A 20,640-nucleotide genomic window follows, 5' to 3' on the forward strand; every position below is an offset into this window, starting at 1 on the left:
CTTGATGATTCATTGCTCAGGAATGATTTTCCAATGACACAACGTATCTTGATCCGTGCCACCGGTACGGCTCGTCCAGGACAGCTGGCAGGGCTTGGTCAGGCGCTGGCGCGCAGCGGCGCACGACTGCTGGACATCAATCAGAGCGTGACCTTCGGGCTGGTGTCGCTGGAAGCGCTGGTGGCTCTCGGTGCGGAGTCCGATCTGGAGGCCGCGCTGGCCGCCGCCGGTGAACAGCTGGGGCTGGATGTGCAGGCCGTGCAGGTCGGTGCTGAGGAATATGCGCGCTGGAGCCATCAGGCGGAGCGCCCGCGCTGGATTCTGACGCTGCTGGCGCCGTGCCTGCCGGCCGGCATTCTGGCCGAGGTCGGTGGCCTGACAGCCGAATTCGGGATCACCGTCGAGCTGATGCATCGTCTGTCGGGGCGTGAGCCGCTGGATGGCGAGTCACCGGCCGAAGGCGCCTGTGTCGAGTGCTGGCTGCGCCTGCCGGAGAGTGACACCGACATCGACGCCCTGCGCGAGAAGGCGCTGGCGCTGGGCGCGCTGCACGGTGTCGATATCGCGATCCAGGAAGATGATATCTGGCGTCGTCATCGTCGCCTGATCTGCTTCGACATGGATTCGACGCTGATTCAGACCGAGGTGATCGACGAGCTGGCGCGTCGTCACGGTGTCGGCGAGGAAGTCTCGGAAGTCACCGAGCGGGCCATGCGGGGCGAGCTGGACTTCAAGCAAAGCTTCCGCGAACGCATGAGCAAGCTGGAAGGCCTGGATGAGTCGGTGCTGGCCGATATCGCTGCCAATCTGCCGCTGATGGATGGGGTCGAGCGCCTGATGGCCAACCTCAAGGCGCTGGGCTATCGCACCGCGATCCTGTCCGGCGGCTTCACCTACTTCGCGCGTCATCTTCAGCAGCTACTGGGCTTCGATGAGATCCACGCCAATGAGCTGGTGATCGTCAATGGCAAGGTCACCGGTGAAGTGCGTGAACCGATCGTCGATGCCGAGCGCAAGGCATTGCTGCTGCGCGAGATCGCCGAGCGTCATGGCCTGCGCATGGAGCAGACCATCGCCGTCGGTGACGGTGCCAATGACCTCAAGATGCTGGCCGAGGCGGGGCTGGGCATCGCCTTCCGTGCCAAGCCGCTGGTGCGTGAACAGGCGCGTCAGTCGATCTCGACTCTGGGCCTGGATGCCGTGCTCTACCTGATGGGCTATCGTCAGCAGGATCTCGAGCACTGATCCGTGATTCAGCCGCTGAACGCCCGGGCTGAGTCACAAGCCAGTGTGTGAGTGATACCGCCTCCATCGCCGCCGCGATGGGGGCGGTGTCGTCTGGTCATCAGATCGCAGAATAGTCCCAAAGCAGCAATGCGCTTTCAGGTGTGAGGGCTAGACTGGAGGGGAAGCGCCGACGACTCGTCGCTCGTCAGTTGACGCCATACTGAAATGCCACTCGCCACGCCGTCAGGAGTTTGCCCATGCCGTCACCCTATGACGATGAACTGCACCTGCTGTGCCTGTTTCCGCACGATGCCGCTCTCAAGGGCTTGAAGATTCGCCACGATGCCAGCCCTGACATGGTGGCCGCCGCCGAGCGTCTGCATGCCAAGGGGTTGACCACGCTGCCGGATGGCGGCTATCTGACGTCGGTGGGCCGTGAGGCCGCCGAGCACGCCCATCGTCTCAATGACCTGCTTCACGTCCCGATGGCCATGACGGGCACCTGAGTTCGCCCACTGGCTTGAATCGCTGATCGCGAGAAGGAAAAACGCCCCGTGGCTTTCGGCCACGGGGCGTTTTCGTATATGGCCTCAGGGGCAGTGAGGAATCCGTGCGCTCAGGCCTTGTGCTTGCGATAGGTCGCGCGGGTGATCTCGACGATCTCCACGCTGACTTCGCGGGCTGCCTCGCAGTGAGGCTTGAGGGCCTCCATCAGGATATCCGCCAGACGTGACTTGTCGTCATCGCTGCGGCCTTCCAGCTGATGGCAGTGCAGATTGACGAAGCCGTGCTTGTGCGCCAGCGGTGCCTGATTGCCGGCCAGACGCCAGTGACGCCAGCTTTCCGCGCGCACCTTGATGTCGGTTTCCTTGAACAGGCCGCTTTGCATGGCAGCGGCATGCAGGTCATCCATGATCGCGTCCATGTCGAGGCTGGGGGCCAGACTGTCGGCATAATCAATGACGAGATGAGGCATGTGATGGGCTCCTTGAGCGTGGCCACGCCTCTCGGGGCGTGTGCCGATGATGAAATTGGCCAGCGATAGTAGCAAATTTTGTGCGGCACGCCGCCTGTTGTTGCCTCACGCTGCCAGTGCGCCAATCACGCACTGGCGATGATACCCGTCAGGTTGAGCGAAGATGGCTCGCGCTCGTCGTCCGCAGGGGAAGACGGCGAAGGGTGAGTGGTGGCGTCGACTCCCGGAGGTGTCCTGGACACTGTGGGCTTGGACACAGGGGGCTTGGACAGAGGTGTCTTGGAGCGTCGTCCTGGCACTTCACGTACCAGGCGCGGCATCAGGAAGCCGGGTAGATGCTCAAGCAGCGCTTCCATCAGGTTGCAGGCCTCGTCATCGCTGACCGCGAAGTGGGCGGCGCCCTGCACCGGGTCGAAGGCATGCAGGTAGTAGGGCAGTACGCCGCACTCGAAGAGACGCTCGGCAAGGGCCGTCTGCACTTCCACGCTGTCATTGACGCCGCGCAGGATGACGCCCTGGTTGAGCAGGGTGACGCCGGCGCTCTTGAGGCGAGTCATGGCGGCAGCGACGGCATCGTCCAGCTCGTTGGCATGGTTGGTGTGAATGACCAGCACCTTCTGCAGGCGTGTGGTGCCCAGCCAGCCGAGCAGCTCGTCATTGACGCGGTCCGGAATCACCACCGGCAGGCGCGTGTGGATGCGCAGGCGCTTGAGATGCGGGATCTCGTCCAGTGACTCCACCAGCCATGCCAGGCGCTTGTCGGGGGAGACCAGCGGGTCGCCACCGGACAGGATCACCTCGTGGATGCGCTCGTCGGCGCGCAGGTAGTCGAGGATATCCTGCCACTGCGCGCGGCTGGGCTGATGGTCGTCATAGGGGAAGTGACGGCGGAAGCAGTAGCGGCAGTTGATCGCGCAGCCACCGCTGGCCATCAGCAGTACCCGGTTGGTGTACTTGTGGATCAGCCCCGGCAGTGGTGTATGTTCGGCCTCTTCCAGCGGGTCGGTAACGTAGCCGTCGAGCACGTCGGTCTCGGCGTCCAACGGCAGCACCTGGCGCAATAGCGGGTCGTCGGGGTCATTGGCGCGGATGCGGCTGGCATAGGCCTCGGGCACGCGGATCGCGAACAGCTCATGCCCGTCGCGGGCGCCCGGCAGCCACTCGCGCTCCAGCCCCAGACGCTCCAGCAGAGCCTGTGGAGAGCGGATCACGTCGCGTAGCTGTGCACGCCAGTCATTCGGGGCAGACGGGGTTTCAGCGGCAGTCGAGAAGGCCTCTGAGGCACGACTTTCGTGGCTGTTGTGCGGGATGGTATGCAAGGATGCAGGGGTTCGGGTTATCATGCGCATCACTTCTAGTCATGATTGCAGCCAATTGACTGCAATCTGGAATTCATGGCGGGCAAGACCCGTTAACGAGTCGAGAGCGAGCAAGATGGCCAACTATTCTACCAACGAATTCAAGTCCGGTCTGAAAGTGATGCTGGACAATGATCCCTGTGCCATCGTCGATAACGAACTGGTCAAGCCGGGCAAGGGTCAGGCCTTCAACCGCGTCAAGCTGCGCAACCTGAAGACCGGTCGTGTATGGGAGCGTACTTTTAAGTCCGGCGAGAGCATCGAAGCCGCCGATGTCATGGAAGTCGACATGGAATACCTCTACACCGACGGTGAGATGTGGCACTTCATGCGTACCGATGGCTCCTTCGAGCAGTACGCTGTCGATGGCAAGGCGCTGGGCGACAACGTCAAGTGGCTGAAGGAGCAGGTCGTCTACACCATCACGCTGTGGAACGACAACGCGATTGCCGTGACGCCGCCGAACTTCATCGAACTGGAAGTCGTCGAGACGGACCCGGGCCTCAAGGGCGACACCGCCAACGGTGGCTCCAAGCCGGCGACCCTGTCTTCCGGTGCCGTGGTGCGTGTGCCGCTGTTCATCAACCAGGGCGAAGTCCTCAAGGTTGATACCCGCAGCGCCGAGTACGTGTCTCGCGCCTGAGCCCTTTCGCTCACGTCGTGAACACCCTGATGCCTCGCCTCGTGCGGGGCATCATCGTTTGTGCTGCTCATTTGTGCTTCTCTTTCGTGCTGGTCATACGTGGAGGGTGATCGTGTCGATCAGCCCTCCCGGTTGGCCAACGTCTTCTGCTGGTCCCTTCCTCGAGCTTCCCATGTCTGATGCCGATTCTTCCGCCGCTGCTTCACCTCTTTCAGCCGCTGCCGCGCCAGGCGCTGCCCTGGTAGAAGACTGGGCACCCACTGCCACGCGCGAGCGACTCGTCCAGCGCGCGCGTCTGATCAGTGAGGTGCGGGCTTTCTTCATCGAGCGTGAAGTGCTGGAGGTGGAAACACCGGTGCTGGGGCGGGCCGGTTCGACGGATGTCGGTCTCGCGTCATTGTCCTTGACCGCGCAGTTTCCGGGTGAGCGTGAGCGTGTGCCGCTGTGGCTGCAGACATCGCCGGAATTTCACATGAAGCGTCTGCTGGCGGCCGGTAGCGGGCCGATCTTCCAGATCGCGCGTGCCTTCCGTGATGGCGAGGTCAGCCGTCGCCATAATCCCGAGTTCTGCATGCTGGAGTGGTACCGCCCCGGCATGAACCTTGAGGCGATGATGATGGAGACCTGCGAGCTGATCCTGCGCGTGATGGCGCTCGGGGCACAGCTGACCGGCCAGCCGTCGCTGCTCAGTGAGTCTCAAGATGCAGAGGCCAGGCCTGCCATCACGCCTTACCGTGCGCTGTTTCGCCGTGTGCTGTCGCTGGACCCCTTCACGGCCACGCTCGAGGAACTGCGAGCCGCCTGCGCACGCGAATGTGAGGTCGCGGCTGATAGCTGGTCGCATGAGACCTGCCTGGATGCGCTGATGAGCCTGGTGATCGAGCCGAGCCTGGGCTCTGGGGCGCAGGGCGCAGAAGCACAGGGCGCAGAAGCGCAGGGACAAGCCACCGTGGAGCTGGTCACCGAGTACCCAGCTGCGCAGGCTGCCTTGGCGCGCAAGCACCAGGACAGTGAGGGGGATTGGGTGGCATCGCGCTTCGAGGCCTACGTGGCGGGCATCGAGCTGGCCAACGGCTATGACGAGCTGACCGATGCCAGTGAGCAGGCGGCGCGCTTTGCCGAAGACAATGCCGCGCGAGTCGCCCGGGGCCTGCCTGAGGTAGCGGCCGACCAGCGCTTGGTGGCGGCCCTGCAGGCGGGCATGCCCGCGGGGAGCGGGGTGGCGCTGGGGCTGGATCGTTTGATCATGCTGGCGCTGGGGGAGCGCGATATCTCGGCGGTCATCGCTTTCCCGGCATCACGTGCTTGAGAGTAGGCTTTAAAGGCAGCTTTTGATGTGATTTGCGTGAATCCCAGCGTTTATTGCCGACACGCTTGCCGAGCGTGCATTGACTAGACTGGAGAGGTCAGCGTGGAGGGTTGGCGCTTGCCGGCGAAGCCGCAGGCAAGGTGATGGCAGGACCAGGGCAATGGTCGCAGCGGGTCTTCTTTTATCGGGCATGGTGAAAGAGGGCGACAGATGATGCCTCGAACCCTCGGAGCCTTCGAGGCATCATCCGGCAGTCGCGTCGTGAGAGCGTGACGCCTGTCATGGAGGACTTTGATCTGTTTGGGCACTGAAGGTAGTGATCACCCCGATGGCAGCGTTCATCGCGGACAAGGCAAGAAGACGAGGAGCGCAGTCAGGCTCCTGTCGTTAAAAAGGGAAGCCAGGGGCTTCCCTTTTTTTATGCTCGATTTTCATGTGCGAGTTTTATGCGCACACGTTGTGCTCGCGCTGCGCCAGGCCTGGCGTTATTTCTCGTCTGCGGTCGGCGTGTCCTGCGCTGTCTCTGCCGCATGCGCTTCTGACTCGCTCGGGGCCGGTGCTGTCGCAGGCGGGCGCATGCCGAGTGACTGACCCATGCTGACCTTCTGGCCCGGCGTCAGGGCGTCATCGAACTCGACGCTGTCCGGGAAACACATCACCACGGTGGAGCCGAGCTGGAAGCGGCCCATCTCGGCGCCATGCGCCAGCTCGATGAGTTGATCGAAACGGGTCGTCTCGACATCACCGGAAAGCGGCGTGACCTGACCACTCCAGACGGTCTTGATCGCCGCGACGATCATCGCGCCCACCAGCACCATGGCCATCGGGCCATGCTCGGTCTCGAAGATGCAGACCAGGCGTTCGTTGCGCGCGAAGAGGCCCGGTACGTGCTTGGCAGTGGCTTCGTTGACCGAGAACAGGCGTCCCGGAACGTAGGCCATCTCGATCAGACGACCGGCCACCGGCATATGGACGCGATGGTAGTCCTTCGGTGACAGGTAGACGGTGGCGAAGCGGCCGTTGCGGAAGGGTGCGGCGCGCTCTTCACTGCCGCCCAGCAGCTGGGTCAGCGAGAATGCCTGACCCTTGGCCTGTACCAGGGTGCCATGTTCGATATTGCCGAACTGGGACAGTACGCCATCGGCCGGTGATACCAGGCCTTCACCGATGGGGCGGGCGTCCGCCTTCAGGGCGCGGGTAAAGAAGTCATTGAAGCAGGCATAGGCACGTGGATTCTCCTCGAGCGCCTCGTTCATGTTGACGCCGTAGGCCTTGATGAAACGCTCGATGAAGGTGTTCTTGACCCACGGGTTGGTGCAGGCGGCGACACGGCCGATGAGGCGTGAGATCAGGTGCTGGGGCAGTGGGTACTGGCTCAGGGAAAACAGCTTGGCGCGATCCACGATGGCGATCCTTGCAGGCACTTCAGGAATGAAAAGCCCGCTCCTCGAGAGGGCGGGCGTTGGCCGGCAACAGCGGCGGCCAGCAGTTGGGCTGCACCTTAGCCCATCGCCAATAACGGCTCAAGCCTGCGAATTGCCGCAGTCGTGGGCCTGGTGACAGTTGCCAGGCAGGCCATGCGTGTCATTCCGGCATGGCTTGGCTTGGCGTGCTGGCGTTCGAAAGGGGCATTCCAGTCTACGATCAAGCGCCCTCAGCGTTCGATGGGCGTGTCGTCACGGTTGCCCCATTCCTTCCAGGAGCCCGGATAGGCGCGCACATCGCTGAAGCCAAGCGCTTGACCCACCAGCCAGGTCAGGCCGGAGCGGTGATGGCTCTGGCAGTGCGTCACGATGTGCTGTTCGGGGTTGAGGCCGCGAGCGCCCAGTTCGGTCACCAGCTCCGCATAGTCGCGGATGCGCAGGTTGCGTTCACGGTCCATGGCCTCGGTCCACTCGAAATGCACGGCGCCCGGAATATGGCCGAGGCGGGCGTTCTGGCCCTTCTCGCCGCGATATTCCTCCGCCGAGCGTGCATCCCAGATCACGACGCTTTCCTGCGGGTCCTCGGCCGCCAGCCGGTCGAGAATGTCCTCCCGCGTCGCCATCACGCTGGTGTCCATGTAGGCGGCGTGATACTCGCTGGGACTCCAGTCGCTGGTGGCGTCACTCAGCGGAAGGCCATCGCCTTGCCATGCGTGCAGGCCACCATTGAGGTAGCTGTAACGGGTATGGCCGAGCAATGCGAGGGTCCATAGCAGGCGTCCGGCCCAGCCGCCGCCTTCATCGTCATAGGCCACCACATGGCTGTCACGGGTGATGCCAAGGGCTGACATCACCTCAGACAGCGCCTCGGGGCTCGGTACGCCGGGAATGTCATCGTCATTGCTGCCGACCAGCTGCTTGAAGTCGAGCAGACGAGCGCCGGGCACGTGACGCGCATGGCTCTCGGCTTTCAGCGGCACGTCGACGATCACGATATCAGGATGGTCGAGCATCTCCGCGAGCTGCTGCGGTTCGACGATCAAGGGCAGCAGGTCGGCTTCCGAGGGGGAAGGGTGTGAAGAATCGTGAGACATGGCGTAATCCTTGCTTCTACGAAGAGAGTGATCCTTCCGGCATCATGGCACGTCGGCTGGCACTGTGGTCAAGTCACTGTGATCAAGAGATGCAATCAAGTGACTGCGGTGAGGCGAAGTGTCGTCGCGCCAGATTCCTTGCCATCTTGTCCCCTGAAACGACATGTTTTCAGTATAATGCCGCGCGTCACATTCTGGGGCGAACGTGTGAAAGCCCAGTGTGCGCCACGACCTGACCTCCTGGACAGCCTTCCGGATTCCGGACAGTTTCAAGGACGGGTTTCTGGTCAGCTGGTGAGATAGACCAGTAGATCCAGTAGACCTTGTTTCAGCCCAGCGCCCGGTGGCGAATGCAACATTGGCCCTCGAGGCATCCTCTTCGCGGCCTCAGGCAATACACTGTCTGTCGCCAGTGGCGCTGCTGCACTTTTCGGGTGCGGTGCTGGCGCTCAATGTGTGTCATTTTGGTGCGGCGTGTCGGCGACCCGTCGACGCTGAGCTGCTACTCAATCGCTTCATCCTGAACGGGAGTCATCATCTTGCTCGAGCGCCTATTCTCACTGCGTGCCGAAGGCACCACGACGCGCACGGAAGTGCTGGCGGGCATCGCCACCTTCATGGCGTCGATGTACATCATCGTGGTCAATCCCGGCATCCTGTCAGCCGCCGGCGTGCCATTCAGTGCGGCCCTCACGGCGACCGTGCTGGTCAGCTTCTTCGGCAGCCTGATGATGGGGCTGTACGCGCGCAACCCGATCCTGGTCGCGCCGGGCATGGGCATCAATGCCCTGTTCGCCTACACCATGGTGCTGGGCGGCGGCATGAGCTGGGAGGTCGCGCTGGGCTGCGTGTTCTGGGCCGGCGTCATCTTCGCAGTACTGGCCATGTTCAACGTGCGCCGCCTGGTGATCGATGCGATTCCCGCTCAGCTCCGCTACGCCATCGCCTGTGGTATCGGCCTGTTCATCACCTTGATCGGTCTGGTGAATGCCAAGCTGATCGTCTCCAACTCGGTCACCGTGGTCAGTGTGGCGCCGATGACGCCTTCGTTGGTGGTCTTCCTGTTGGGGCTGGCGCTGACCGCCATTCTGGTCGCGAAGCGCATTCATGGCGCACTGATCATCGGCATCATCGTCACGACCCTGATGGCGACCACCATCGGGCGTCTGTGGGGGGATGGCAGTGCCTACTTCCCGCCGGAGATCGCTCAGCCGACACTGGTCAACTTCACCGGTATCTTCGCCGCGCCTGATTTCAGTGGCCTGCTGGCGCTGGACCTGCTCGGTTCGCTCAAGGTGGCCTATGCGCCGTTCATCTTCGTCATCCTGTTCACGGTGTTCTTCGATGCGCTCTCGACCTTCATGGCGGTGGCCGAGGCAGGCAACCTGAAGGACGAGAATGGTGACCCGCGCAATATCCGACGCTCGATGATGGTCGATGCCTTCTCGGCGCTGGTGTCCGCGCCACTGGGCACCAGTCCGGCGAATGCCTACATCGAATCGGCGGCCGGTATCAGTCAGGGCGGACGCACCGGGTTGGTCGCGGTGGTGGTGGCGCTCTGCTTCCTGCCGTTCCTGTTCCTGGCGCCGCTGCTGTCGCTGGTGCCGTCCATCGCGACTGCTCCGGCGCTGATCCTGGTCGGCGTGTTCATGATGGAGCCGATCGGCAAGATCCATTGGCACCAGTTCGATGATGCGATTCCGGCCTTCATCGCCATGGTGATGATCCCGCTGACCTACTCCATCACCCACGGTATCGTGTTCGGCTTCCTGAGCTTCGTGGTCATCAAGCTCGGCGTCGGCAAGGCGCGCGAGGTCCGCCCGACCATGTGGGTGCTGTTCGCACTCTCACTGCTGCTGTTGCTGGAAGGCTAGCCCTGGAAAGCGGCAGTGATGTGTCTCGAGGCTGTGATGTGTCTCGATGATGTGATGCATCCCGAGAGTGTCGAGCATGAAAAAGCCCCGCCAGGCAGTGACTGCCTGGCGGGGCTTTTTTTGACGGCTTCTGGATCGCGCCTGATCAGCTCTCGGTCAGCGAGAGCAGAATCTTCTTGTAGCTCTCGAAGCGTACGCGGCCGATCTCACCATTGTCCACGGCCTTAAGCAGGGCGCAGCCCGGCTCCTTCTCGTGCTTGCAGTCGCGGAAGCGGCAATAGCCGAGATAGTCGTGGAACTCGCGGAAGCCGTCGGTGACCTGCTCGGGAGTCAGGTGCACCAGGCCGAATTCGCGGATGCCGGGCGAGTCGATCAGGTCACCGCCATCCGGCATATGATAGAGCCAGGCGGTGGTGGTGGTGTGCATGCCCTGGCGTGATTCGGCCGACAGCGGGCCGACGCGAACCTCTTCCCTGGGCAGCAGCATGCCGATCAGGGACGACTTGCCGACGCCACTCTGGCCGACGAAGACCGAGGTGCGATCGCTGAGCTGGGCCTTGAGGGCATCAAGCCCCGACTCGCCACGGGTGGTACAGGCAACGACTTCGTAGCCGAGTGCTTCATAGCGTGCCAGCAGGTCGCGCAGTTCACCGCCGCTTTCCGGCAGCAGATCGACCTTGTTGAGCACCAGCACCGGCGTGATGCCGGTGGCTTCCGCGGCGATCAGATAGCGGTCGATCAGGTTGGGTTGCGGCGCGGGCTCGGCGGCGAACACGATCAGGATCTGGTCGATGTTGGCCGCCACCGGCTTGAGCACGCCGCGCATGTCGGGGCGTTCAAGCTCGGTGGTACGTGCGCCACGCGCGACGACGACGCCGCTGGCATCGCTGGCTTCGCGCCAGATGACCCGGTCACCGGTGACCAGCGTCTCGAGGTTGGCGCGCAGGTGGCAGCGGTGCAGGCTGCCGGATTCGCTCTCGACTTCCAGGCTGCGCCCGTAGTGGGCGATGACACGGCCATGCTGCTCCGGGCCATATTCGCCGGCGTCGAGCTTGTCGCGGTCCTGCGTCTCGCGCTTTTCGGCGCGCTTGGTACGCTCGGCCTGCACCTTCTCGATTCGCCATTGCTGCTGGCGGCTTAGCTTGCGTTTACTCATGCTTGGCTGGTGACTCCGGTCGCCGTTCGTTCGCCAGGGATGGGAGAGTCTTCCCCCCTTTGCGGCGCGATTGTACCCTTTGCGCCCTCGGGTGTCGTGCGACGCCCCGGGATGGCGTGTGATACTGCTGTCATCGACTGGCGTCCCGCGCCATTCCATCATCTGTTCAGCAAGGAGTGACCCATGGCAAATCCCACCGCGCAGGCCGACCGCCTCGTCTGGATCGACCTGGAAATGACCGGTCTCGACCCGGCGCGTGAGCGCATCATCGAGGTGGCCACGCTGGTCACCGACGGCGACCTCAATCTGATCGCCGAAGGCCCGGTGCTGGCCGTGCATCAGCCGGACAGCTTGCTGGAGGCGATGGATGAGTGGAACACGCGCACCCATGGTGAATCCGGGCTGGTGAAGCGCGTCAAGGAAAGTCAGATAGATACCGCCGAAGCCGAACGCCAGACCCTCGAGTTCCTGGCCCGGCACGTGGCGGCAGGCGCTTCGCCGATGTGTGGAAACAGCGTGCATCAGGACCGTCGCTTCCTGCAGCACGAGATGCCGTTGCTGGAAGAATTCTTCCACTATCGCAACATCGATGTCTCGACCCTGAAAGAGCTGGCCAAGCGCTGGAATCCGGCCGCGCTCGACGGCTTCAAGAAGCGTGCGACCCACCAGGCGATGGACGATATCCGCGAATCACTGGCGGAGCTTGCGCATTACCGCAAGACCTTCCTCAAGCTGACCCAGCAGGGCATCGTCTAAGCATCGTTCCTCAATTCAAAGCGATAGCCCACGAGGCAACGGCTCTTAAAGCGCGGTGGCCAGGCGGGCGCCGCGCTTGATGGCCTGCTCCTTCAGCGCCCAGCGCACATGCTCGCGCAGCGGCTCGCTGGGGTAGGCCAGGCGGGCGCGCAGCACATGCTCGACCTGCTCCGACCAGGGCGCATTGCCCAGCCCGATGGCGATGTTGGAGAGCCACTTCTCGTAGCCGATGCGTCGGATCGGGCTGCCTTCCGTCTTGCTGAGGAATTCCTGCTCCCCCCAGCAGAACAGACGGATCAGCTCGATGCGATCCAGATCATGACGCGGCGAGAAGTCAGTCTCCTGGGTCGCCTTGGCGAAGCGTGTGAAGGGGCAGAACAGCTGACAGTCATCGCAGCCGTAGATGCGGTTGCCCATCGGGCGGCGGAATTCCTCGGGGATGGCGCCATCGAGCTCGATGGTCAGGTACGAGATGCAGCGCCGCGCATCGACGACCTTGTCCTCGACGATGGCATCCGTCGGGCAGGCGACCTTGCAGGCGTTGCAGCTGCCGCAGTGTTCCTTTTCAAAGGGCGTGTCCACCGGCAGGGGCAGGTCGGTGTAGAGTTCGCCCAGGAAGAACAGGCAGCCGGCCTGCTGATTCATCAGCATGGCGTTCTTGCCGAACCAGCCGATGCCGGCTTTCTGTGCCAGGGCACGCTCCATCACCGGGGCGGAGTCGACGAAGGCGCGATAGCCGAACTTGCCGACCTCCTTCTCGATCTGCTTGGCCAGGTTGGCCAGTCGCTTGCGCATCAGCTTGTGGTAATCACGCCCCAGCGCGTAGCGTGACACATAGGCGCGCTCGGGTTGGCTGAGCACCTGAGTGGTCTCGACCTCAGGCGGCAGGTAATCGAGGCGCACGCTGATGACGCGCAGTGTCCCGGGCACCAGCTCTTCAGGGCGAGTGCGCTTGGTGCCGTGCTTGGCCATGAAGTTCATCTCGCCGTGATGGCCGTTGGCCAGCCAGCGCTCCAGATAGGCCTCATGGGCCGTGAGGTCGACATCGGTGATGCCGATCTGCTGAAAACCCAGCTCGCGCCCCCATGTCTTGATGCGCGTCGCCAGCTCCGCCATGGCCTGTTCATCGGCGGCGGGGCTCCCGGTGTCATCAGGTGATGCGGCAGCAGTGGAGGAGTGCGGAGCAGACATGGGGTTTCCAGCGAGATCGAGGGCAGAGGCGCGCCACCTTAGCGCAACTTGCCGGTCAGCCCAAGCGTGCTGCCTGTCGGGGCGTGCACGGCAGGTAAAGGTGGTAGAAAGGAAGGCGGCATGCAACGCCGTGCCTCACGATAGGCAACGAGCGTCCAGACAGGCAATGAGCGTCCAGACAGGCAACGAACATCCAGCCAGGCAACGAATACCCAGACAAGGAGTGTAGGCATGGCAGTGCACGAATCGACCTCTGAGCAGACCTGCCCCCCGGCATCTTCGGAGACCATGACGCTGTGGCGTTCGGTCAACTGCCTGTGGCCGTTGGCGGCGCTGCGCGATCTGGAGTATTGGATGCTCGCGGAGGAAACCGTCGCCGCTGACAGTGGCCAGAGCGAAGCGCCGGTGGAGAAGCGCCTGATGGGACGCGCCGCGCAATCGGCGTTTGACCTGCTGCGTCAGCGTTGGCCGGAGACGCGCAGGATGTGCGTGTTGTGTGGCGGCGGCAACAATGGCGGCGATGGCTATCTGCTGGCGCGCCTGGCATTGCTGGCGGGCTTCGAGGTGCGGGTCATCGCCTTGACGCCGGAGGATGCCTCGACCGGTGATGCGCAGCTGGCCGCGATCGCGGCGCGCGAGGCGGGCGTCGAGACGCTGGCATGGCCAAAGGCCGATGAGGGTGCGGCGGATGCGCTGCTCAAGGGTTGGCCCTTGCTGGTGGATGCACTGACCGGCATCGGTCTGCGCGATGCGCCGCGCGGCAGCGTGGTTGAAGCCATCGAGCGCATCAATCACGCTCATCGGCTGGGCGTGCATGTCATGGCGCTGGATGTGCCCTCAGGCTTGAACGCCGCGACGGGCGCGGTCGCCGGTGTCGCCGTGGAAGCGGATGTGACGCTGACGTTTCTGGTCGACAAGCCGGGCCTGCATACCGGGCGCGCCGAGCTGCATGCCGGGCATGTCAGTCTGGCGCGCCTGGGTGCGGCGCGCGTGTTGCCGGAGGTGGTCGCGCAGTCGCGAACCGCGGCATTGCTGGCCCAGGATGCCGTGCAGCGCCTGACACCGCGCTGGCTGGAATCCGAGCTGGTGCCGCGCTCGCCGCTGGCCCACAAGGGCGATACCGGCAGCGCGCTGGTCTTCGGCGGCGGGCCGGGGCTGGGGGGCTCGGTGTTGCTGGCCAGTGAGGCGGCGGCGCGGGCTGGTGCCGGCAAGGTTGCGCTGCTGACGGCGCCCGCGCATATCAGTGCCAGCCTGACGCGCTGCCCCGAGGTCATGGCGCGCGGTCTCAAGAGTGGCCCGGAGGGCAGCAGCCACGATGGCTTCGCCGTGCTGGAATCACAGCTGGCTCAGGCCAGCGTGACGCTGGTCGGACCGGGCATGGGTACCGAGAGTCTTGAGAGCATGCTGTGGGGCTGGGGCGGCATGTCGCGGGTGCTGGCGGCGGGTCAGCCACTGGTCGTGGATGCCGATGGGCTGAGCCTGCTGGCCTGGCGCGCGAGCGAAGGCGACATCATCCACCGCGACGACTGGGTGCTGACGCCGCATCCCGGCGAGGCCGCACGTTTGCTCGATTGCAGTGTGGCGGACATCGAACACGACCGGATCGCAGCCGCAAGAACGCTTCAGCAGCGTTTCGGCGGCAGCGTGGTGCTCAAGGGCGCGGGCAGTCTGGTGGCGAGCCCTGAGGGGGTGCTCGAGGGGCCGGCGGTGGCGCTCTGCCCCTACGGTAACCCGGGCATGGCCAGTGGCGGCATGGGCGATGTGCTGGGTGGCATCATCGCGGGTCTGGCGGCGCAGGCGCTCAACGGCGGTTTCGATGCACGCCAGCTGCGTTCCACCCAGGATGAGGCGGCGCAGGCCCGGCGAGTCACGCGTGCCATGGCGCAGGCGGCACGGCTTGGGGTGCTGGTGCATGCCCTGGCCGCCGATCAGGCGGTACAGGAGCGTGGTGAACGTGGCCTGCTTGCAGGTGATCTGGCATCCTATATGCATTTATTGCTCAATCCACGGGCCCGAGATGCGCATACTTCTGTCTGATGAAAACGCCCAGGTTGCCTTCGGCACTCAATTGGGAAATATCCTTGCCGGCCGCGGGCTGGTATTCCTGGAGGGCGAGCTGGGGGCGGGCAAGACGACCCTGACCCGCGGCGTGCTGCGCGCCTATGGCCACCAGGGCGCGGTCAAGAGTCCGACCTACACGCTGGTGGAACCCTATGTGCTGCCACGGGCCGAGGGTGGCGAGTGGCACATCAACCACTTCGATCTCTACCGCCTCGCCGACCCTGAAGAGCTCGAGTTCATCGGGGGGCGCGATCTGCTCGCCGCCGACAGCCTGGCGCTGATCGAGTGGCCGAGCTGTGGTCAGGGCTTTCTGCCCACGCCGGATCTGCGCATCACGCTGTTCGTCGCCGACGAAGGACGCGAGGCCGAATTGACTGCCCTGACACCGCGAGGTGAGGGTTGGTTGGCAACACTGGCCGAGCGCCGAACCTCTCAGGCATGATGACGCCGTTCCGCTTGCGATGTCTGGCGGCGCAGTGTCCGATCATTCGTTATCTTCATTCATGTTCTTTCTGTCTGGGTCATCCTGTCTGATGCCTGAAATAGCGTCCAAAATCCCCCGTATGTGTCTGGCGCGCAGCTTCCGTCGATGGCTGGCGGGTGGCGTCGTCTGCTCGCTTGCCAGTCTGGTGTTGGCGCCGCAGGCGCTGGCCGCCAAGGTCGAGAACCTGCGCCTGTGGACCGCACCGGACCACACGCGGCTGGTGTTCGATCTCGACAGTGCCGCCAAGGCCAAGGTCTTCGGCCTCGACAATCCGCGCCGTCTGGTGATCGACCTTGCCGGCAGCGAAGTGGCCAGTGCCGCGGTCGAGCGCAAGTTCGCCGCGCTGAATCTCGAAGGCAGCGCCATCAAGTCGATCCGCAGCGGACGTCAGGGGGATGCCCTGCGTGTGGTGCTCGACCTGACGCGCCCGGTCAATCCCAAGGACTTCACGCTGGCGCCGAATGCCAAGTACGGCAATCGCCTGGTAGTGGATCTCGAGTTCCCCGGCGAGTCGGCGGTCGAGAATCCCATCGACCCCATTGAGGCCCGTATCCGCGAGCAGGAACAGGCCGCGGCCAAGCGCAAGCTGAAGGGCGAGCCGGCGGAGCCTGTGGTCAATACCCAGGCGGCGGCACATCCCAAGCGTGACATCATCATCGCGATCGACCCTGGCCACGGCGGGGAAGACCCGGGCGCCAGCGGCCCCAGCGGGACTCGAGAGAAGGATGTGGTGCTCAAGATCGGCAAGCGCCTCAAGCGCATGTTCGATGCCCAGCCCGGCTTCAAGGCCATCCTGACCCGCAACAGCGATTACTACATTCCGCTGCGCAAGCGCACCGAGATCGCGCGTGAGCAGAAGGCAGACTTCTTCGTCTCGATTCACGCCGATGCCTTCAACAGTCCGCGCCCGCACGGCAGCTCGGTCTTTGCGCTCTCAAGCCGCGGCGCGACGTCCGAGACCGCACGCTGGCTGGCCGCCACCGAAAACCGTGCTGACCTGATCGGGGGCGTGGATGGCAATCTCAGCCTGAATGACAAGGATGAGATGCTGCGTGGCGTGTTGCTCGACTTGACCATGACCGCGACGCTCAACGATTCGCTGGCGGCGGGTAGCGGCGTGCTGGCCAACCTCGGGCGCATGAATTCCCTGCACAAGCGCCAGGTGGAGCAGGCGGGCTTCGTGGTGCTCAAGTCGCCGGATATCCCCTCGCTGCTGGTGGAGACGGGCTTCATCTCCAATCCCCAGGAAGAGCGCAACCTCAACAGCGGCCCCTATCAGGAGAAGCTGGCGCGCTCGATCTTTTCGGGAATCCAGAGCCATTTCGAGCGCAATCCGCCGCCCGCAAGTCTGCTGGCATGGCAGCGTAGCCAGGCACGCGGTGGCAACGGCGGTGAGTATCGCGTCAAGAGTGGCGATACGCTGTCGGAAGTGGCCCAGCGCCACAACGTGAGCATGGCGGCCATCAAGCAGGCCAACAACATGAGTGGCGACACGGTGCGCGTGGGCCAGCTGCTCAAGATTCCGCGCAGCTGACCCCGACGCCATCAAGTCGTCCTGACAGCGCCATGCGTTGGCGGGGCGCAGACACTGTCCGCTGATGCAGTTCCGGCATGCGTTGCTTGCCGTGGCTGGGTCGGCGGACAGTATCGTTTTCAGAGACGCGGCGTTTTTCGCTTGTGTATCCAGGAGTCTATCGATGTCTGACGAGCTGACCGACATGCAACCCGCTCGCCCTGGCGAGCGACGGATCCGCATCCTCAATCCACGCCTTGCCAACCAGATCGCGGCGGGTGAGGTCGTGGAGCGGCCGGCTTCCGTGGTCAAGGAGCTGGTCGAGAACGCCATCGATGCCGGCAGTACCCGCATCGAGCTGGAGCTGGAAGGCGGCGGTGCGCGGCTGATTCGCGTGCGTGACAACGGCTGCGGCATCACTGAGGAAGATCTGCCGCTGGCGTTGTCGCGGCATGCGACCAGCAAGATCGAGAGCCTGGATGATCTCGAGGGCGTGGCGAGCCTCGGTTTCCGGGGCGAGGCTCTGGCCTCGATCAGTTCGGTCTCGCGGCTGGAGCTGTTCTCGAATGTCTCGGATGAGCCTGCCAATGGTTGGCGAGTGGTGGCGGAAGGGCGCGAGATGGCACCGCGTGTCTCCCCGGCGCCGCATCCGCGTGGCACCAGCGTCGCGGTGCGTGATCTGTTCTTCAATACACCGGCGCGCCGCAAGTTCATGCGCACCGAGAAGACCGAGTTCGGCCATGTCGAGGAAAGCTTCCGGCGGCTGGCATTGTCACGCCACGATATCGGCTGGACGCTGCGCCACAACCAGAAGGTGGTGCATCAGCTGCGTGCCGGTGAAGACACCCTGACGGTGGAACGGCGCATCGGAGCGCTGCTCGGGCGCAACTTCCTCGAGCATGCATTGCACCTGGATATCGAGGCCTCCGGGCTGCGCCTGTCCGGCTGGGTGGGCTTGCCGACGCACTCGCGTGCCCAGGCCGATCAGCAGTACTTCTTCGTCAATGGCCGCGTGGTGCGCGACCGCCTCGTCGCGCATGCCGTTCGTCAGGCCTACCGCGATGTGCTGTTCCATGGTCGGCATCCGGTGTTCGTGCTCTATCTGGAGCTCGATCCGACGGTGGTGGATGTCAACGTTCACCCGACCAAGCACGAAGTGCGCTTCCGGGACGGGCGACTGGTGCATGACTTCCTGTTCTCGAGCCTGCACAAGGCGCTGGCCGAGGTGCGCCCCGGTGACAACAGCGCCGCGCCTACCGGCATCGACGGGCAGGAGAAGGAGGAGGACCCCGGCTGGCAGCAGCAGGGCATGCGTCTCGGTCGTCAGGAACAGGATGCCCAGCAAAGTGCCGCCACTGAACAGCAATCGTCATCGGCCGGTCCGCAGGCCGGGGGCGACTCGTCAGCCTCGCCGAGCGCGCCTGCCGGCGCTGCGGCCCCCTGGCAGCCTTCCTCGCAGCTGCCGCCTGCCGGTGATGGACGCTCCAGCGAACGCCTGAGTGCCGAGCGTGTGCGTCAGTTCATGGCCGGCTATCGGGCACTGCACCCCAGCGAAGATCATCTGCTCACGCCGGGTGGCGGAGCAGGCGGTGCGGGCGGTGCGGGCGTGGCCAATGATCCGGCGGCGATCGCCAGTGCCGAGCGTGAGGCGCGGCGTGCGCCACGTGTCACGCTGGGCGAAGGTGGCCGCGAGGGTGACGGGCCAGGGCAGGGCGCAGGACTGGGGAGTGCGCAGGCCGGTGTCGGGGAGTCTGCGCCCGGCTGGCGGGTCGACACGCCTCAGGTGGGTGGGCCGTCCGGTGGCGCGCCTTCCAGCGACGCAGGGCCTGGCATGTCGGTGCAGTCTGTCTCTAGTGGCTCGGACTCAGGCAGTTCGGCAGTGGTGATGCGAGGCCTGCCGGCGCAGAGTGACGACGATGACACGCCGCCGCTGGGCTACGCCGTGGCGCAGCTGCACGGCGTCTACATCCTGTCGCAGACCTCGCGCGGGTTGGTGATGGTCGACATGCATGCTGCTCATGAGCGCATCACCTATGAGCGCATGAAGCAGCACGTTCACGGTGGCGGCCACTTGGAGGCCCAGCCGCTGCTGGTGCCGGTGTCGCTGGCGGTCAGTGCGCGCGAGATGGGCACCTTCGAGCGCGAGTCCGAGGCGTTCATGCGTCTGGGCGTCGAGCTGGACGCTGCCGGGCCGGAAACGCTGCTGGTGCGTCAGGTGCCGGTCGTGCTCGGCAATGCCGATGTGGAGCCCCTGGTGCGCGGCATGCTGGAAGATCTTGAGCGCTATGGGCGCAGCGACCGCATGGAGGCGCACATGAATGAACTGCTCGCCGACATGGCATGTCGCGGTAGCGTGCGCGCCAACCGCCGTCTGACGATTCCGGAAATGAATGCCCTGCTTCGTGACATGGAGCGCACCGAGCGCTCCGGGCAATGCAATCATGGCCGGCCGACCTGGACCGAGCTTTCGATGCATGAGCTCGACAAGCTGTTCCTGCGTGGCCAGTAGATGACGCCCCGTGTCGTCGCGGTTCACCCCTGATTCACCTCCCAGCCCAGACAATAGGCCATGACCCAGATTCAACCCCCTGAAGATTCCCGACACCACGCGTCTGAGGTGGCTGACAAGCCGCCTGTCGTGTTGTTGATGGGGCCAACGGCCTCCGGCAAGACCGACCTCGCCATTCGATGGCACGAGGAGCAGGGCGCGGAGCTGGTCAGTGTCGATTCGGCGCTGATCTATCGCGGCATGGATATCGGCACGGCCAAGCCGAGCGCGGCAGAGCTGGCCCGAGCGCCACACCGCCTGATCGACTTTCTCGACCCGCTGGAGAGCTATTCCGCCGCCGAGTTTCGTCGCGATGCGCTGGCGCATATCGCCGAGATCCAGTCCCGCGGCAAGATGCCGCTGCTGGTCGGCGGCACCATGATGTACTTCAAGCGTCTGTTGGAAGGCGTGGCGGAGCTGCCGGCAGCGGATGCCGAGCTGCGCGCGGAGCTCGAGGCGCGTATCCAGTCCGAGGGTCTGCCGGCGCTGCATGCGCAGCTGGCGCGGCTTGATCCGGCCACGGCACAGCGCATTCGGGCCACTGACCCCCAGCGGCTGACACGCGCGCTGGAGGTCTGTCTGATCAGCGGGCGCCCGATGAGCGAGCTGCTCGCGGAGCAGCCAGAGGCGGAACTTCCGTTCCGGCCGATAGCGATCGCACTGGCGCCCCACGATAGAGCCGTGTTACATGAACGTATCGAGACGCGTTTTGATCAGATGTTGGAACAGGGCTTCATTGCCGAGGTCGAAGCGCTGAAGGCACGTCCGGAGCTGCATGCGGGCCTGCCCTCGATACGTTGTGTCGGCTACCGTCAGGTGTGGGATTTTCTCGATGGCCATCTGAGCCGGGACGAGATGCGTGAACGCGGCATCATCGCGACGCGTCAACTCGCCAAGCGACAGTTGACCTGGCTGCGGAGCTGGCAGGGGATTCACCCGGTGGATTCCATGGGTGTAGATCCTTACAGTGAAACCTTGAAAATCGTGCGCCAGACCTGCACTTAGCGTAACATGAGCGGTCACGAC

The 20,640-nt window shown here is 64.2% G+C and carries 17 protein-coding genes; 11 read left to right on the forward strand and 6 right to left on the reverse strand.

Going from position 1 to position 20,640, the window contains the following annotated elements:
- Nucleotides 1-33 precede the first annotated feature (33 nt).
- Together serB and AC5WNI_RS05335 are read left to right on the forward strand one after the other, a co-directional pair.
- Nucleotides 34-1,245: a phosphoserine phosphatase SerB gene (serB, locus tag AC5WNI_RS05330; RefSeq protein ID WP_175089736.1), complete on the forward strand. Its 1,212-nt coding sequence runs from the start codon at nt 34-36 to the stop codon at nt 1,243-1,245.
- Between the two features lie 239 nt (nt 1,246-1,484).
- Complete coding sequence (locus AC5WNI_RS05335; protein ID WP_043335179.1) at nt 1,485-1,733, forward strand: TIGR02647 family protein; 249 nt, start codon at nt 1,485-1,487, stop codon at nt 1,731-1,733.
- 110 nt (nt 1,734-1,843) lie between these two features.
- Here AC5WNI_RS05335 and AC5WNI_RS05340 read toward each other — a convergent pair whose 3' ends face one another.
- Nucleotides 1,844-2,203: a 5-carboxymethyl-2-hydroxymuconate Delta-isomerase gene (locus AC5WNI_RS05340; RefSeq protein ID WP_043335180.1), complete on the reverse strand. Its 360-nt coding sequence runs from the start codon at nt 2,201-2,203 to the stop codon at nt 1,844-1,846.
- Nucleotides 2,204-2,328: 125 nt separating this feature from the next.
- Nucleotides 2,329-3,546: an EF-P beta-lysylation protein EpmB gene (epmB, locus tag AC5WNI_RS05345; protein WP_368448536.1), complete on the reverse strand. Its 1,218-nt coding sequence runs from the start codon at nt 3,544-3,546 to the stop codon at nt 2,329-2,331.
- Nucleotides 3,547-3,637: 91 nt separating this feature from the next.
- On the opposite strand from epmB, the gene efp reads away from it, so the two are divergent.
- Both efp and epmA read left to right on the forward strand, forming a co-directional pair.
- Nucleotides 3,638-4,204 carry an elongation factor P gene (gene efp / locus AC5WNI_RS05350; RefSeq protein ID WP_175089738.1) on the forward strand — a complete coding sequence of 189 codons (567 nt, stop codon included), beginning with the start codon at nt 3,638-3,640 and terminating at the stop codon, nt 4,202-4,204.
- 238 nt (nt 4,205-4,442) lie between these two features.
- Complete coding sequence (gene epmA, locus AC5WNI_RS05355; protein ID WP_495929166.1) at nt 4,443-5,513, forward strand: EF-P lysine aminoacylase EpmA; 1,071 nt, start codon at nt 4,443-4,445, stop codon at nt 5,511-5,513.
- A gap of 485 nt (nt 5,514-5,998) precedes the next feature.
- On the opposite strand, the gene asd is transcribed toward epmA, so the two are convergent.
- Both asd and AC5WNI_RS05365 read right to left on the reverse strand, forming a co-directional pair.
- Nucleotides 5,999-6,916 (reverse strand): archaetidylserine decarboxylase, encoded by a 918-nt coding sequence (gene asd, locus AC5WNI_RS05360; protein WP_175089739.1) that lies wholly within the window; start codon nt 6,914-6,916, stop codon nt 5,999-6,001.
- 251 nt (nt 6,917-7,167) lie between these two features.
- Nucleotides 7,168-8,031 carry a sulfurtransferase gene (locus AC5WNI_RS05365; protein WP_175089740.1) on the reverse strand — a complete coding sequence of 288 codons (864 nt, stop codon included), beginning with the start codon at nt 8,029-8,031 and terminating at the stop codon, nt 7,168-7,170.
- Between the two features lie 539 nt (nt 8,032-8,570).
- On the opposite strand from AC5WNI_RS05365, the gene AC5WNI_RS05370 reads away from it, so the two are divergent.
- A complete protein-coding gene (locus AC5WNI_RS05370) occupies nt 8,571-9,905 on the forward strand; it encodes an NCS2 family permease (RefSeq protein ID WP_175089741.1) in 1,335 nt (444 codons plus the stop codon).
- Between the two features lie 145 nt (nt 9,906-10,050).
- Here the strand turns inward: AC5WNI_RS05370 and rsgA are convergent, their stop codons facing one another.
- Nucleotides 10,051-11,061 carry a small ribosomal subunit biogenesis GTPase RsgA gene (rsgA, locus tag AC5WNI_RS05375; RefSeq protein WP_285460236.1) on the reverse strand — a complete coding sequence of 337 codons (1,011 nt, stop codon included), beginning with the start codon at nt 11,059-11,061 and terminating at the stop codon, nt 10,051-10,053.
- Nucleotides 11,062-11,244: 183 nt separating this feature from the next.
- Between rsgA and orn the strand changes: the two genes are divergently transcribed.
- Nucleotides 11,245-11,817, forward strand: a complete 573-nt coding sequence (gene orn / locus AC5WNI_RS05380) for an oligoribonuclease (RefSeq protein WP_175089743.1) — start codon at nt 11,245-11,247, stop codon at nt 11,815-11,817.
- 45 nt (nt 11,818-11,862) lie between these two features.
- Here orn and queG read toward each other — a convergent pair whose 3' ends face one another.
- Entirely contained in the window at nt 11,863-12,933 is a 1,071-nt protein-coding gene (gene queG, locus AC5WNI_RS05385; RefSeq protein WP_254627104.1) for a tRNA epoxyqueuosine(34) reductase QueG, read from the reverse strand.
- A 306-nt stretch (nt 12,934-13,239) separates the two neighbouring features.
- Between queG and AC5WNI_RS05390 the strand changes: the two genes are divergently transcribed.
- From AC5WNI_RS05390 to miaA, 5 genes are all read left to right on the forward strand, one after another.
- Nucleotides 13,240-15,045, forward strand: a complete 1,806-nt coding sequence (locus AC5WNI_RS05390; protein ID WP_495928878.1) for an NAD(P)H-hydrate dehydratase — start codon at nt 13,240-13,242, stop codon at nt 15,043-15,045.
- Entirely contained in the window at nt 15,026-15,511 is a 486-nt protein-coding gene (tsaE, locus tag AC5WNI_RS05395; RefSeq protein WP_043335197.1) for a tRNA (adenosine(37)-N6)-threonylcarbamoyltransferase complex ATPase subunit type 1 TsaE, read from the forward strand. The genes AC5WNI_RS05390 and tsaE overlap by 20 nt, the downstream gene beginning before the upstream one ends.
- 121 nt (nt 15,512-15,632) lie before the next feature.
- The gene (locus AC5WNI_RS05400; protein ID WP_175089746.1) at nt 15,633-17,087 is read left to right on the forward strand and encodes an N-acetylmuramoyl-L-alanine amidase; all 1,455 of its coding nucleotides are present in this window, start codon (nt 15,633-15,635) and stop codon (nt 17,085-17,087) included.
- A gap of 163 nt (nt 17,088-17,250) precedes the next feature.
- On the forward strand, nt 17,251-19,575 hold the full coding sequence (mutL, locus tag AC5WNI_RS05405) for a DNA mismatch repair endonuclease MutL (protein ID WP_495928880.1): 2,325 nt from the start codon (nt 17,251-17,253) through the stop codon (nt 19,573-19,575).
- A 60-nt stretch (nt 19,576-19,635) separates the two neighbouring features.
- The gene (gene miaA, locus AC5WNI_RS05410; RefSeq protein WP_084589552.1) at nt 19,636-20,619 is read left to right on the forward strand and encodes a tRNA (adenosine(37)-N6)-dimethylallyltransferase MiaA; all 984 of its coding nucleotides are present in this window, start codon (nt 19,636-19,638) and stop codon (nt 20,617-20,619) included.
- Nucleotides 20,620-20,640 lie beyond the last annotated feature (21 nt).

The sequence above is a fragment of the Cobetia sp. PDI-12MA genome (genome assembly GCF_059507695.1).

What these genes read in the sequence shown, in the direction of transcription:
- miaA (WP_084589552.1), top strand. Translation starts at nt 19,636, where the DNA reads ATGACCCAGATTCAACCCCCTGAAGATTCCCGACACCACGCGTCTGAG.
- AC5WNI_RS05400 (WP_175089746.1), top strand. Translation starts at nt 15,633, where the DNA reads ATGTGTCTGGCGCGCAGCTTCCGTCGATGGCTGGCGGGTGGCGTCGTC.
- tsaE (WP_043335197.1), top strand. Translation starts at nt 15,026, where the DNA reads ATGCGCATACTTCTGTCTGATGAAAACGCCCAGGTTGCCTTCGGCACT.
- rsgA (WP_285460236.1), bottom strand. Translation starts at nt 11,061, where the DNA reads ATGAGTAAACGCAAGCTAAGCCGCCAGCAGCAATGGCGAATCGAGAAG.
- epmB (WP_368448536.1), bottom strand. Translation starts at nt 3,546, where the DNA reads ATGATAACCCGAACCCCTGCATCCTTGCATACCATCCCGCACAACAGC.
- mutL (WP_495928880.1), top strand. Translation starts at nt 17,251, where the DNA reads ATGTCTGACGAGCTGACCGACATGCAACCCGCTCGCCCTGGCGAGCGA.
- efp (WP_175089738.1), top strand. Translation starts at nt 3,638, where the DNA reads ATGGCCAACTATTCTACCAACGAATTCAAGTCCGGTCTGAAAGTGATG.
- AC5WNI_RS05365 (WP_175089740.1), bottom strand. Translation starts at nt 8,031, where the DNA reads ATGTCTCACGATTCTTCACACCCTTCCCCCTCGGAAGCCGACCTGCTG.
- queG (WP_254627104.1), bottom strand. Translation starts at nt 12,933, where the DNA reads ATGGCGGAGCTGGCGACGCGCATCAAGACATGGGGGCGCGAGCTGGGT.
- orn (WP_175089743.1), top strand. Translation starts at nt 11,245, where the DNA reads ATGGCAAATCCCACCGCGCAGGCCGACCGCCTCGTCTGGATCGACCTG.
- AC5WNI_RS05390 (WP_495928878.1), top strand. Translation starts at nt 13,240, where the DNA reads ATGGCAGTGCACGAATCGACCTCTGAGCAGACCTGCCCCCCGGCATCT.
- serB (WP_175089736.1), top strand. Translation starts at nt 34, where the DNA reads ATGACACAACGTATCTTGATCCGTGCCACCGGTACGGCTCGTCCAGGA.
- AC5WNI_RS05335 (WP_043335179.1), top strand. Translation starts at nt 1,485, where the DNA reads ATGCCGTCACCCTATGACGATGAACTGCACCTGCTGTGCCTGTTTCCG.
- AC5WNI_RS05340 (WP_043335180.1), bottom strand. Translation starts at nt 2,203, where the DNA reads ATGCCTCATCTCGTCATTGATTATGCCGACAGTCTGGCCCCCAGCCTC.